Origin of the sequence: Vibrio agarivorans, assembly GCF_030409635.1 — a bacterium.
Taxonomy (GTDB): domain Bacteria; phylum Pseudomonadota; class Gammaproteobacteria; order Enterobacterales; family Vibrionaceae; genus Vibrio; species Vibrio agarivorans.
This window is the reverse complement of sequence record NZ_JAUFQF010000001.1, coordinates 960,701-974,507: the sequence shown is the minus strand read 5'-3', so window position 1 is coordinate 974,507 and position 13,807 is coordinate 960,701. Positions and strand designations below refer to the sequence as shown.

Sequence of the window (13,807 nt, the reverse complement as noted above, 5' to 3'; positions counted from 1 at the left end):
GAAAACAACTTAAAATAAGTTAATATGAAGTAAGTCAATATAATAGAAATAAATAGGGTGAATGAATGGCTGGTAGTAATAAAGCGCAAGGTATAAAAGAGCGAGTGGTAAGTTATTTAACCGAAGAGCAGCGATGGTTTAAAGTGATTAAAGACGAGGACGAAATCGTTATCCGCCACTCGCCATCCTCCACTACAACCATTAGTAGTGACGGTAAAATCACGACAGAAGTTCAAGGGCAACAAACGCTGAATTTTGATGATTATGGCATGTGGCTCTATTGGATGGATATTTAATTGAGTGGCTACATCACTCGACCCTCTGACTAACTCCAATGAATTAAACGACGATTGATAGCGATTGATACAGCGAGCACTCAAACATGGCAAAAATTACCCAAAACCATCTCAATATCCTCTTTCACCCGTTAAGAAACTATGGCCTACGCGGCAACTCTGCCTTTTGGGACATTCTCAACGAACGTTTAGCCGAGCAGGAGTTTGAGTATTCAGCTGCCGAACTACTGACATGGATAAACACAACACTACAAGAACTATTTGTTGATGGCCTGCTTCAAGAACTAAAGAGTGGCAACATTAGTTATTATCACCAAAACCATTATGCTCACTACCAGTTTCCGATAGATGACTATCTGACGTTCTACCACAATAACGATGGCTCCTTACCTGAAGATACGGAAGAAAAGCTCACTAAATTCGTAAAAACGCTCTTTGAACAGGGTCAGGCTACCTATCAAGTAGAAGGAACGTTTGAATGTGATGGTGAACTTGAACCACCGAGCGATATTGACATCGTGTTCTATATCGAGGGGTTAAATCGAGGCGGTATGTCTGGTGGAGCCTTCCATATGCCAACGTGGCTTGACGACATGCTACCGGAACTGACGCGCCGAGCCCAAGACTTGGAAGCGGGCATACAATTCAGACAAACTTTTGATAGCAATGAACAGCTTTTCATCGGTGATGTGCATGGTTGCTACAATAAGTTGCAAGACTTTTTAACCACAGTTGGATGGAATGAGGACGATCAAGAAGATCCTTTACTTGTTTTTGTTGGGGACCTTATCGATAACGACATTAATGAAGAAGTCGATCACCTAGCTTTGCTCAATTATGTGCGAGATCTGGTGGCTAAGAAGAGGGCGATCTGTCTGCTTGGTAACCACGAGTTTAATGCGATTGGCTGGATGCTTAAGAACAATAACGGCGACTATTGCCGTCCACATTCAGATAAAAACCGCGAGCAGCACCAAGGCTTTTTAACTCAAGTCGGAGAGGGGAGCGAGGAGCATCTCGCTTGGATAGAATGGTTCAAATCGTTGCCTTTGTTTGCCAACTTCGGGACATTTAACGCTATTCACGCCTGCTGGCACCAACCAAGCATAAGTAAGCTAAAAACATACCTCAACAGTGATAACTCACTCAAAGAGGAATTTTGGCCTTGCGCGTTCGATCCAAGCCATGAGTTATTTAAGATAATCGAAGTGTTGCTTAAAGGCCCAGAGCTCAAGCTACCCGATGGAAAATCATTCATCGATCGCAATGGCCACAAGCGCGACAGCATCAGAATCGCGTGGTGGAAAGATACCGCCTCCACCTACAGAGACCTTGCTGTTGTCAGTGAAGACCAACGAGCGTTTATCCCCGATTTGCCACTGCCACGTCGTGCAATGGACGAGTATAACCCATCATATGACGGCCCAATTCCAGTGCCTACGGTGATTGGTCACTATACGTTATCACCAAGCTCATACCCATCGCTATTGAGCCGCCATGTAGCTTGTGTTGATTTCAGTGCTGCGAAACAAGGTGTGCCGCTTGTAGCATTATGCACATGGATAGACGACGAGCGTGAAGAGGATGAGCCAATTTTAAATGAACAAGACTTCCTTTTTAAGGGTAAACCAGAGTCTTCTAGTTCAGTCAGTCGCGGAATTTATAGCCACATAGAAAATGGCTTAAACGCCTATCCCCCTGTGATAGAGCACGCATTGTTTCGTGATTTTGTCTCACAAGCGCTGCTGCAAGATTGGGACCCAATCGGGGTTTATGACGGTCCTGAAACGGATGAAGAAATGCTCTATGAATATTCAGACTATGAAGAAAACGTGATGCGCCTTGCGCAACATGCAGATGAAAGCGCGGTCGCGGGCTATCTTGCCTTAGTGCAAACCCATTTGATACAGATGGAAGTTAGAGACAGAGGCTACACGTGTGCACGCGTTGCTGACAAGGTAGTAACATTCTGGCGTGATGCTGACCAATTTGGCTTTTTTTAGTTAGACCTAGAGTGTATGTAGTCAGTTCTGTAGAGGTGAGGGTTGGCAAAACTAAAAAGCGTCTGATGTCGCGAAATGATACCTACATTAGCTTTAAACGCTTTAAAATTTGCGAGCATAAATGTAGCTTTATTGTATTGGTAATAGTTAATATTCCTACAGGAATACAATCTTGTGTTAGCGTATCGTTATTGTTATAAACACAACTCACAACAACGACTTTAACACTATGTCACGCGGCGGGAAGTAACAGTGAACAAATCGAATTTTGATTTTCTTCGTAGCATCGATCAAAACATGTATAACGCTCTGTTGTCAGCTGAGCAAAATCTTCATCAAGACCCGAACATCACGATGTTTAAGCTTCGTCTGTTTGGAGAAATGTGCGCGCAAACTATCGCGCTAAGCATGAAGATAACCTTGCCAGAACAGCAGGTTGATTTGATCAACGCCTTACGTGATAGCAAACTCATTAACAATGATTTGATCAGCGCTTTCCATCGCATTCGTACCTTGGGTAACAAGGCGGCACACAAAAACCATAACGACCTCAACGACGCGAAACTCGCATTAGCATTGGCCCATCACATAGCCTTCTGGTTCTATAAGCTTCGCTCAGGCGAGCATATGGCGGTGAAGCCTGAGTTTATTCTTCCCGAGCCGCAAAGTGCCAACATAGAGCGACAAGAACTGGCTGCGTTAAAACAAGAGCTCAAAGCCTTTCGTGATCAAGCGGCTACAACGGAAGAAGCGATTTCTCTCAAGCAGAATAAGATCGTTGACCTTAATGGTTACATCGCCATTCTAGAAAGCCGCCAAAGCGAAACTGAACAACAAGCACAGGATCGAATAGCGGCGCTTGAAGCACAAATTGCTCAGCAAAATGCCGAGTTCGAAGCCTTGTCAGAAACTGAACAGCAACAGCAAGTCGTTGAGTTCGAGACTAAGCTGAAAAAAGCCAAGTTTGAACTGACAGAACAAGAGACGCGCTTCATCATCGATCAACAGTTGCGTCAAGCAGGATGGGAAGTCGACAGTGAAAACCTCAAACACAGCAAAGGCACACGTCCACAGAAAGGGCACAACCTCGCGATCTCAGAAGTAGAGTGGGTTTCTGATGCTGATGGCGTCAAACGTAAAGCCGATTACATCTTGTATATCGACCTGCAACCCGTCGCCATCGTTGAAGCCAAGAAAAAAGCATTGAGCGTGCAAGATGCCTTGCCACAAGCACAAGATTACGCACAGCACTTCCCATACACAGAATACGCCAAAGAGCATGAACTCACAGTTGTGGGTGACGAGGGCGTTGTGGCGACACCCAAGCGTAAAACCTTGAGCTTAAACAAAGTGGCAGACGAAGCGCCAACGTATCAAGCTGCCAACAGCACATTGCGTGAAGAAGATAAGTTAAAATCCATTCCGTTTATATACAGCGCCAATGGTCGAGACTACCTACAGCAAGTCAAAAGCCAAAGTGGCATCTGGTTTGCTAATGCTGATGGCACAAAACAACGAGTATTAAGTGCGTTCCACTCGCCGCAAGATTTGAAAGCGAAAATGGCGAAAGATCGCGCCAAAGCGCTGAAATGGCTAGATGAGCACTCTCGCAAAGAGCTCGACCTGTTCAAACCGTCAGAAGCGGCGGTGATTGCGGTTGAAGATGCGCTAGAAGCAGGTAAAGAAACCATGCTGGTAGCGATGGCAACAGGCACAGGTAAAACCCGTGTTGCGGGCGCAACTATGTACCGTTTGTTGACCTCAGGCCTTTGCCGCAATGCCCTATTTTTGGTGGATAGACGCTCACTAGGCACTCAGGCGGTCAACTCATTTAAAGAGTACCGCATTCGCCAAATGCCGTTAGCGGATCACTACAACTTGTATGAGTTGGGAGAGAAGACCGACCAAGCGGGCGATAAGCCATGGATTCAAATCGCTACGGTGCAATCTCTGTCTTTGATGTTGCAAAGCGAGAACAATCCACTCACTCCGGGTATGTACGACTGTATTATTGTTGATGAAGCACACCGAGGCTACAACGAAGATACGGAGCAAACTGAGGCTGAAATGCTGTTCCGTGACCAAGCCGAATACCAATCCAAATACCGTCAAGTGTTAGACTATTTTGATGCGGTGAAGATTGGTTTAACGGCAACGCCTGCGACCAACACCGTGAAGATCTTTGGTAAGCCGATTTATGAATACCGCTTCCATCAAGCGGTGCTTGATGGGCGACTCGTCGACCAAGAGCCGCCGATCATCATTGAAACTGATTTATCACGCGAAGGCGTACAGTTTGCTCAAGGGCAGAGTGTTGAACAGTTGGTGGATGGTGAGATCATTGAAGGCGTGTTACCGGAAGATCTCGATATCGATATTTCAGGTTTTAACCGCAAAGTGCTGGTACCAGAGTTTAACCGCGCAGTTTGTAACGCCTTGCCAGAATACATCGACCCAACCAAACCAGAAAAAACGCTGGTTTTCTGTGTCAACGACCTGCACGCCGATGAAGTGGTGAACATGCTGCGTGAAACCTATCGTGACGTGTTAGGAGATGAAGTGGATGACGCCATCATCAAAATCACAGGCAAATCTGCCAGCGGTGACAGCAAACAGATCGAATCTTTGATCACCCGTTACCGCAAAGAGCGTTTGCCGAGCATCGTAGTGACGGTTGATCTATTAACCACGGGTATCGACGTACGTTCTATTTGCAACCTCGTGTTCCTGCGTCAAGTGAAGAGCCGCATTCTGTATGAGCAGATGAAAGGCCGTGCAACGCGCACCTGTGATGAAATTAACAAACAAACCTTCCGTATCTTTGATGCCGTCAACCTCACCAAGACCATCGAGCAGCTCGGTGCGGACAAACTCATGAAGCCAGTGGTGACACGGCCAAGTGTGTCTATGGAGCAACTGGTCGAAGAGATGGCAAGCCCAGATGCCAATCAAACGATCCAAGACGATGGCAACAGTTTTGCACAGCACTCGTTGGATGCGCTTACCCTCAAACTGAGCCGTACTTTGAAGAAAGCCGATAAGCTTAAGCTTGAAAAAGAGGGTGTAGCGGCAGAGATGAACCAGCTAGATGCCTTGGTGAAAGATAACTTCCCAGAGTTAGAAGGGGCGGTGCAACTGCCTAAGCACCTGCACCAGTTGGGGCCACAAGCCGCAGCGAAGGCACTCAAAGACAACCCGTGGATTCTTAACCGTGAACCTGCCATGCGTCAAGCGATCAACTTTGGTGAACGTGCGCCGCTTATCTATGCAGGCGATGTCGGTGAGGTCACTGTGACGCAAAACTGGGGCGAGTATGAGCAGCCAGAAGACTACTTGGCGGCCTTCGAGCGCTATATACGTGAAAACCAAAACCGAGTATCGGCGTTAGATATTGTGGTCAATCGCCCGCGTGATCTCACTAAGGCAGATCTGGTGGCACTCATGACCAAGCTAGAAACGCGTCAGTTTAACGAACAAACCTTATTGCAAGCTCGCAAGGCCGCTAAGCAAGAGGATGTGGCAGCGCGTATCATCGGTTTGATCCGCCAAGCCGCCATTGGTAGCCCGTTGATTCCGTTTGAAGAACGACTCGCCACCGCACAAGAAACCATCGCTGCGCGTTATAAGCTGACGAAACCACAAAATCGTTGGTTAAAGCGTATCGTTAATCAGATGCGAGAAGATCTGGTATTAAACGATGAATCGTTTAAAGTGGGCACCCTAAGAACCAAGGGCGGCAAGGCGCAAGCGGATAAAGAGCTGGATGGTCAGCTAGAGCTGATCATGAAAGACCTTGTGGATGCCACTTGGGGTGAGTCTGCGTAACCGTTTGAACGGTGATAACGAGCAGGCACTTGAGCAATTTTTGGGATTGGCTCAGCCAGTCCCTTTGTTTTACTGGCAATAGAGCACGCCTTGCTCATTCGCCAGTGCAAAGGAAGAAAGAATGAATACTAATGAAATCGTCGGAAAACTGTGGAACCTGTGTAACGTATTGCGTGATGACGGCATCACCTATCAAGATTACGTTACTGAGCTTGCGTCACTGCTGTTCATCAAAATGTGTGACGAGCTGGAAGACAAACGCGAGCTGTTGCCACAGGGGATGCGTTGGGGCGATTTGAAGGCGAAAAACGGACTCGACCAGTTGCAATTTTACCGCAAGATGCTGGTAGAGCTTGGGGATGATGAGCACTCGATTGTGCGCGCGATTTTTGCCAACGTGAACACCAATATTGATAAGCCAAAGCACCTACAAGAGCTGATTGATGGCATGGATAAGCTGGATTGGTATGGTTCAAGCCGTGAAGACTTTGGTGACATGTATGAAGGCTTGCTAGAGAAGAACGCGGGCGAAACGAAATCTGGAGCAGGGCAATACTTCACACCACGTCCTTTGATTGACACCATGACCGCGCTTATTCAGCCGCAACATGGCGAAGTGATTCAAGACCCAGCCTCAGGCACAGCAGGCTTCTTGATTTCAGCAGACCGCTTTATCAAAGAAGAAACCGATGATCACGAAGATCTCACCACGCCACAGCAAGAGTTCCAACAACGCCGCGCTTTCCAAGGCATCGAGTTGGTCTCAGGAACACGCCGTCTTGCACTGATGAACTGTTTACTACACGACATTGAAGGCAAAGAAGATAGCGAAGGCCCAATCGCGCTCGGTAACACCCTAAGTGGTGATGGTGAAAACCTAGAAGCGGCAGACGTCATTCTTACCAACCCTCCATTCGGTAGCGCAAAGGGTGCTGGCGTGAGCCGTGAGTTCACTCACATGACGCAAAACAAGCAGTTGGCGTTTATGCAGCACATCTACACCAACTTGAAACCGGGCGGCCGTGCCGCTGTCGTTATTCCTGATAATGTGTTGTTTGAATCAGGCGCGGGTACGCGTATTCGCCAAGATTTAATGGACAAGTGTAACCTGCACACAATCCTGCGTTTGCCAACAGGTATCTTCTACGCACAGGGCGTGAAAACCAATGTGCTGTTCTTCCAAAAAGGCACGCCAGAGAACCCAACTCAAGACAAGGATTGCACTAAAGAGACATGGGTATTCGATATGCGTACCAACATGAACAGCTTTGGTAAACGTACCCCACTGACAGAAAAGCACTTTGAAGCATTCATCAATGCGTATGGCGCAGACAAAAACGGCCAATCACCTCGTGAGGAAGGTGTTTACGAAACCCTAGGCAACATCTTTGCTGAAGGTGAAGAAGCGGTAGAATACGTCATCGAAAATGCGCGTTTTCGCAAATTCAGCCGTGACTACATTCGTGACCAAAAAGGTGACAGCCTAGATATCTCTTGGCTAAAAGATCTCGAAGCCACCAGCGCAGAAAACCTGCCAGAGCCAGAAGTACTAGCAGGGGAAGCCATGGCAGAGCTGACCGAAGCCATGTCTGAAATTTACCAACTGATGCAAGCACTCGGCGCGAATGATGAAGCACAAGGGCAAAAGCAGCTACTTGAAGAAGCGTTTGGCTTGGCTGAAAAGCCGGAGGCTGAGTAATGAGTGAATTGCCGAAGGGTTGGGCTAGTGCCAAACTAGGTGGCTATATTCACCTGAGAAATGGTTTTGCCTTTAAGAGTAAAGACTATAGCGAGCCATCTAATATGACGGTTCCTGTCATTCGAATCTCCGATATCAATGGCACTGTTGCCTCTGATGAAAAAGCAAATCATGTTCCAACTGAGCTTGCAGTATCAGAATTTGAAATTGCCAAAGGAGACCTCTTAGTTGCAATGTCGGGTGCGACAACAGGTAAGATAGGTGTTTATGGGGGAAGTACACCCGCATATCAGAATCAACGAGTCGGTAATTTAAAGCTCAATGCACCTGAATTAAGTGATCTTGGATTTCGCAATCATTTGATTAAGTATCTTTCTCCGACAATACTTGATATCGCATATGGTGGAGCGCAGCCAAATATTTCTGCTTCGGGAATCGAAAGTATTGATGTGTGTTTTCCCCCACTAGCCGAACAGAAACGCATCGTTGAAAAACTCGATGAGGTATTGGCACAGGTCGACACCATCAAAGCCCGCCTAGATGGCATTCCAGATTTCCTAAAACGCTTCCGCCAATCTGTGCTTGCGTCTGCGGTGTCGGGGAAGTTGACGGAAGGTTTTAGAACGCGTTGGTTGTCGGGAAAGATACAACCAATACTCTCCTTACAGCCAAATGCAAAAACTCGCCGGGGTGTTCCAGATAATGTTTCTATTGATGAAGATCTGCTTAAGCAAGAAATACCAGAACAGTGGTGTGTAGAGTCAGTAGCTAGATTGCTGAAACTTGCTGTTATAAGTGATGTTAAAGATGGGAATCATGGTGCAAATCACCCGAAGTCTGCAGAGTTCGTTGATGATGGAATCCCATTTATAACTGCAGCACAAATGAACGATAAAGGGCATATTGATTTTGAAGGTGCACCTAAACTGAAAGGAGAGCCACTATCTAAAATAAAAGTAGGGTTTGCAGAACCACAGGATGTAATTTATTCACATAAAGGAAGTGTTGGTCGTGTTTCGGTAACTGACAGAGAATGTATACTTAGCCCACAGACAACCTATTATCGGCTAAACCAGGCATTCGTTCTTCCGCGATACTTGGCTATATATTTACGATCTCAACAATACAAGAACCAAGTAAACAAGGTTAAGACGCAGACAACAAGAGATTTTATTTCAATCAGTGCGCAATATCAAATGACGGTATTGCTTCCACTCGTAGAAGAACAAAAAGAAATCGTTCGCCTAGTCGACCAATACTTCGCTTTCGCTGACACCATCGAAACACAAGTAAAAAAAGCGCAGGCGCGAGTAGACAATCTCACCCAAAGCATCTTGGCAAAAGCCTTCCGTGGTGAATTGGTGGAACAAGACCCAACCGATGAGCCCGCCGACAAACTGCTAGAGCGCATTGCCGAGGCACGCAAAGAGGCTGAAGCTCTCGCCAAAGCCGCTAAAAAAGCCGAAGCGGCCAAGAAGCGTGCTGCGAAGAACGCGGCAAGTGCGTGATTTGCATTGGCATGCCTAAGCGTTTGGGTGTGCCGTTTTTCTAACTTCTCAACAAACGGTTATCCAATGCGATTTTCCTTACCTCTACTTTGTGTGTCTTTGGTTGCGAGTGTAGCTCAAGCCGAAGACCCACAAGTGTCTTACATTATTGGCGTAGACAATTCTGCTATCAATGCCATGGCATCCCTAATCGGCTTAACCACTGTGTGTGAAGAGCGTGGGCTCTATGTCACTGAGTTCATGATTGAAGGGGTGTTAAATCACGGCGAAAAAGAGTACGGCAATTTTCTTTATTCTGATTTTTTCTCGGAGAAGGTCGAGATGTGGGAAGCCGCCGCCAGAGCCCAAGACAATATCAGCAATGAGTGCTTGTCATTCGCTCAGCAATTTAATGTTGGGTTTAATCAGAAGTAGGGGCTTGGGCGCTCGCAACCCCCTCCAGCTCCCCCTTGTTTTGACTTGTTCGATCACATGAGTTTGGCGATAAAGGGGGAGGGCAGTCTTGTACTCTCTTTGTGTCTCGAGTCTTAATTGGCTAACTTATCTCCCGACCTTGTTCCATTCAGGGCTATATTTCTTGATTAGCTCTTCTTCAATCGTATTGCGCAGTGATTCTGGTTCAATCGAGATGAACGAGACGCTTACTTGACAGCCACCGCTCACTGCTTGCTTGATGTTTTGGAGTTTGGAGCCCGTTTTTTCGTGCTTGGTGATCAAGTGGTTGCGAATACGTTGACGGTAATTACAACACCTCCTCAACAAAGCGATAATGTGTAAAATAGGAATAATGAATATTCTTATTTTACCTGCATTAGCGAATATCATGCGAGGTTCTAATTAATGGAACGAGAGAAAACAAAAGGACAGTCCAATTAAGCTATAGTGTTTAACCATTATTAAACAATGGCTTAGTTGGACTACCTAACAAGGGGAACCCTAATTTCTGGTAACCCGCAGCTGTGCCTTTTCTCACCAGAACCAAAGGACAGTCCAGTTCACCAGCGCAGCTATTCACTCACGCATAAGCGATTAAGAACGCAGTGACAATAAATGCGATAAAGAAGAAAACACCAGTGAAGCTCTGGCTTCCCTGCCTTTCGAGTTCGCCATACTCTTCTGTCAGCGCCATTTTAGTCTTGGTGTGAATTTGCAAAGCATTCGCTTTCACACTCTCGGTGATTGCATCGGCTTCACGTTGATTGAAGACTTTATTTTCAAATGCACAGACGCTGATTTTTCCGATTGCCTGAAACATGGAGTATTTGTAGTTTCCTTCACTCCAAGTGCTTTTGTTGAGCCTGACATCATGCACCAGGTTCGCTCCAGCATTTTTGGCGATTGCGACCAAGCGGTTTTTGGCATCGTCAGGGCTTCTAAAAAAGCGTGTTCGTCCCGATTCGGTGTGCAGTAAAACCCCTTTAGGTTGTTTGTTTCTTAAGACTTGAAGCTCTGGTAAATAGAGGGCGGGAAAAGTGTTAACAACGTGGATTTTCTTTGCAGCATCCCCTTTGCTGGTGGGCGTTGGGTCGAAGTCTAGATGGCACCCATTGTCTACTTGAGAGTGTTGGTTATGAGGCACATCACTTATGTGAAAGAAATAGCTCTTTCCGTCCTTACCGTTGATAAACCCATACTTTTTATCCTTGTTGTAGGATTTAACTATACCCTTCATATCGCTTCCTTGGCTTATGATTATTGGATTTCTTATAACATATTAAAGGTTAAGTTTTTACTAAACAGTGACTTAGTTGGTTTTTTAGCGATAGGCTACTCAATTTTAAGTAGCCTTCGTAATTGTGCCTTTGTTCAATGTTAGTCTTTTTACGTACGCTTACGCAGCAACACCCCACCACTCAAATACAACCCCACCGCCGCCAGCACCGGATACCCAAATGCCTCATTGATCATCTCGCTGATCGGCTTCCAGTCATAACCGTGCATGCACCCTAACACCACAATCGAGTGCAGCAACACATAAGGCACGGTGAACAGCAATACAATCGAACGTTGAACCAGCTTGAACGGCTCATAAGCCTTGAGGAGTGACAGCTTGTATTGTGCCTTCTCTTCATCAGTAAAAAACATCGCATCTCCTGTTTTGGTTATGGTGTTTAGGCCTTGATTGAGCAGCTCAGAAGAGCCAAAGATTCGTTGCCAAATGGTCAAAGTCACATCCTTAAGTTAATCGTTGTTAAGGGAAGGGGAGGTGTTAAGAAAGGCGTTCACATCAAAGCATGGGCATGCTTTGTGGGGATGATAAAAGTGATGCCCTTGTACCTTATCAAGGGCAATGTCGTAACAATGGCGCAAAGTGTGTATGAGCGTTGCTAATGCTTTGAATTGCTCAGGGGTGAAATTATCTTCTGGCTCGAACTCTTTAGACACCCCACCGACTAAGCAGATGCCAATATTGTCTCGGTTATGCCCACGAACATGCGCGCCAGTGCGTTGCATTGAACGGCCAGTCTCTACCTTGCCGTCGCGGCCAATCACCCAGTGATAACCAATGTCTGACCAACCCCTTGCCAGATGCCACTGGCGAATTTTATCGGCTGTCACTTGCATGGTCGCGGGTGTTGCGGTGCAGTGAATGGTGATGCGTTTCATGATGTTACCTCCTGTGCAATAAGAGCCAATAGGTATGATTCGAATCTCTCAAGCGCTGTCATAAGCACTTCTTCGCCTGTCTGTTCACATTCCTTAAGGTGTGATTGATTGAGTGATTGAAGCAGCGCCTGAACATGCTGTTGCGTTGGTTGAACATAAAAAACGTAAAATACGCTATACCCGAGTGGCTCTTGCTTACCTGCCTTGATAGAGAGCCAAATTATGGTTTCGTCATCGAGTGAGTAGGGAATGGCGCTGCAGCGCTTTCCCCAATACAGAGAGCTTAAATACCCTAATACCAAAACGCCTCCTCATGAGTGATTCAGAGCGGGCAAGTTAACAGAGAAAGGGCAAGGTGAAATCGAAGAGAAATGATAATAAGCATAAGTATGCATATTTTTAGAGGCGGTTATCACTTTTCACGACAGAATTATGTATTGTTACATAAATGTTTCAGGTGCCATTGGAAATAATAATATCAGTAGTGAAAACATCGCGTGTTCACTATTTCACTTTGGCAGAAGTGTTGTATCCATATAGGCGATATAATAGCAAAGGAACCGAATTTCGTTATGGCAATTCAACTGCTCCTCCAGTCAACACAAGTCTCAACAGGCTCTCCCATCACCAAACTCATTTTGATACAACTCGCGAGCAAAGCGGACCAACGCGGTGCGTGTTATCCATCGCACCACTGCTTGGCACGTGAATGTGACATTTCAATTCGCACTGTTCAGCGACATCTAACAATTTTGTTTGAGATGGGCATTCTCACCAAAACCAATCGTTTTGATAAACAGGGTGTGCAATCGAGCAACCTGTATCAACTCAATCTAGAACGATACATCAAGCCAAATAGCAGTGTGTCAGAGAGTCATGAAGAGGCTCTCAAAACGACTCACAAGGATGACAGAGTGACCGACATAATCAGTACTTCAAATAAAAATAATAATAAATATACTGAATTAAATCATATACTAGGTCACAGTGACACGGTGGTCACCACACTATCGAGCCTAGACGGAGAGGTTGGAGTCGGGCGAGATTTCGTTGAATCACTAGAGCAGGAATACCCGACGATAGATATTCTTCATGAGCTTGAATCTATTCGCCAGTGGTTGATGCTTCATCCTGAAAAACGAAAGTCTGCAAAATCGATACGCTACTTTGTGAACCATTGGTTATATCGCGCTCACCGAGCGCAAGGGTCTCAAACCAAACCGACACCGCCTGTGCGCAATCAGCGCTCTGATGCTCACAAGGCACCGTCCAGTGCCTACACTGCAAATCAGCGAGCAAAACCAAAACCGAAAGCCGTACCAAAGTCCATTTCTGACATCTGTCGCGAAGAGTATATTAAAAAGCCGACAAAACACCCAATTGAGGCTCGAATAGCAGCGATCGTTAAAGCTGGAAGGGGGAGTAAAGTATCATGAGAGTCGCATTTACCCGAAAAGAAGCACAACAGGTTCTACGCCAAATGATCACCGGCACATCAGGCCGACATCGAGAGATACTGGATGAGTTATGCCGTGCCTTTCCCAACCCAAGAACCGATAAACAGCTCATGAAGAGCTTGAATATCGCCTCACATGTCACGTTAAAAGCAATGATCCATAACGCGAACTCCATCAATCCTGTGAAGATCAGTTATTTACCCTGCGGTGGGAAGAGCTATGTGTTTTGTGATAAAGCCCCAAAGCGGCAGTTGATTATGCGTGAGTTAGTGACAGCTTGGAAAGGGGAGTTGTAGGTTAGGGGGAGGTGTCATCGCTGAGTGGTTTGGCGATGACATTCTAATGAATGGGCAAAATCACAATTTTCTGTAATCCCTTTGTTGTATAGGGATTTAATCTAGAGAAACGAGTA

Annotated in this window: 13 protein-coding genes; 8 read left to right on the top strand and 5 right to left on the bottom strand. The window is 46.1% G+C overall.

Features of this window, described 5'->3' with window-relative positions; genetic code table 11:
* The first annotated feature begins 65 nt into the window (after nt 1–65).
* The 6 genes from QWZ05_RS04240 (at nt 66) to QWZ05_RS04215 (ending at nt 9,745) form a co-directional block, all read left to right on the top strand.
* Nucleotides 66–296, top strand: a complete 231-nt coding sequence (locus QWZ05_RS04240) for a hypothetical protein (RefSeq protein WP_264876630.1) — start codon at nt 66–68, stop codon at nt 294–296.
* 86 nt (nt 297–382) lie between these two features.
* Nucleotides 383–2,299 carry a metallophosphoesterase gene (locus QWZ05_RS04235; protein WP_290296745.1) on the top strand — a complete coding sequence of 639 codons (1,917 nt, stop codon included), beginning with the start codon at nt 383–385 and terminating at the stop codon, nt 2,297–2,299.
* Between the two features lie 252 nt (nt 2,300–2,551).
* The gene (gene hsdR, locus QWZ05_RS04230; RefSeq protein WP_290296743.1) at nt 2,552–6,124 is read left to right on the top strand and encodes a type I restriction-modification system endonuclease; all 3,573 of its coding nucleotides are present in this window, start codon (nt 2,552–2,554) and stop codon (nt 6,122–6,124) included.
* Nucleotides 6,125–6,245: 121 nt separating this feature from the next.
* The gene (locus QWZ05_RS04225) at nt 6,246–7,823 is read left to right on the top strand and encodes an N-6 DNA methylase (protein WP_290296741.1); all 1,578 of its coding nucleotides are present in this window, start codon (nt 6,246–6,248) and stop codon (nt 7,821–7,823) included.
* Nucleotides 7,823–9,331 (top strand): restriction endonuclease subunit S, encoded by a 1,509-nt coding sequence (locus tag QWZ05_RS04220; RefSeq protein ID WP_290296739.1) that lies wholly within the window; start codon nt 7,823–7,825, stop codon nt 9,329–9,331. Before QWZ05_RS04225 ends, QWZ05_RS04220 begins: the two co-directional genes overlap by 1 nt.
* A 66-nt stretch (nt 9,332–9,397) precedes the next feature.
* Nucleotides 9,398–9,745, top strand: a complete 348-nt coding sequence (locus tag QWZ05_RS04215; RefSeq protein ID WP_290296737.1) for a hypothetical protein — start codon at nt 9,398–9,400, stop codon at nt 9,743–9,745.
* Nucleotides 9,746–9,871: 126 nt separating this feature from the next.
* Here QWZ05_RS04215 and QWZ05_RS04210 read toward each other — a convergent pair whose 3' ends face one another.
* The 5 genes from QWZ05_RS04210 to QWZ05_RS04190 all read right to left on the bottom strand — a co-directional run bounded on the left by QWZ05_RS04210 (nt 9,872) and on the right by QWZ05_RS04190 (nt 12,240).
* Nucleotides 9,872–10,156: a GIY-YIG nuclease family protein gene (locus QWZ05_RS04210; protein ID WP_290296735.1), complete on the bottom strand. Its 285-nt coding sequence runs from the start codon at nt 10,154–10,156 to the stop codon at nt 9,872–9,874.
* A 190-nt stretch (nt 10,157–10,346) separates the two neighbouring features.
* Nucleotides 10,347–11,003: a cold-shock protein gene (locus QWZ05_RS04205; RefSeq protein ID WP_290296733.1), complete on the bottom strand. Its 657-nt coding sequence runs from the start codon at nt 11,001–11,003 to the stop codon at nt 10,347–10,349.
* 149 nt (nt 11,004–11,152) lie between these two features.
* A complete protein-coding gene (locus QWZ05_RS04200) occupies nt 11,153–11,497 on the bottom strand; it encodes a hypothetical protein (RefSeq protein ID WP_290296732.1) in 345 nt (114 codons plus the stop codon).
* A 15-nt stretch (nt 11,498–11,512) separates the two neighbouring features.
* A complete protein-coding gene (locus tag QWZ05_RS04195) occupies nt 11,513–11,938 on the bottom strand; it encodes an N-acetylmuramoyl-L-alanine amidase (protein WP_290296729.1) in 426 nt (141 codons plus the stop codon).
* On the bottom strand, nt 11,935–12,240 hold the full coding sequence (locus QWZ05_RS04190; protein WP_290296727.1) for a hypothetical protein: 306 nt from the start codon (nt 12,238–12,240) through the stop codon (nt 11,935–11,937). Before QWZ05_RS04190 ends, QWZ05_RS04195 begins: the two co-directional genes overlap by 4 nt.
* Before the next feature lie 270 nt (nt 12,241–12,510).
* On the opposite strand from QWZ05_RS04190, the gene QWZ05_RS04185 reads away from it, so the two are divergent.
* Nucleotides 12,511–13,374: a helix-turn-helix domain-containing protein gene (locus QWZ05_RS04185; protein WP_290296725.1), complete on the top strand. Its 864-nt coding sequence runs from the start codon at nt 12,511–12,513 to the stop codon at nt 13,372–13,374.
* Nucleotides 13,371–13,691 carry a hypothetical protein gene (locus tag QWZ05_RS04180; RefSeq protein WP_264876619.1) on the top strand — a complete coding sequence of 107 codons (321 nt, stop codon included), beginning with the start codon at nt 13,371–13,373 and terminating at the stop codon, nt 13,689–13,691. Before QWZ05_RS04185 ends, QWZ05_RS04180 begins: the two co-directional genes overlap by 4 nt.
* Nucleotides 13,692–13,807: the final 116 nt, after the last annotated feature.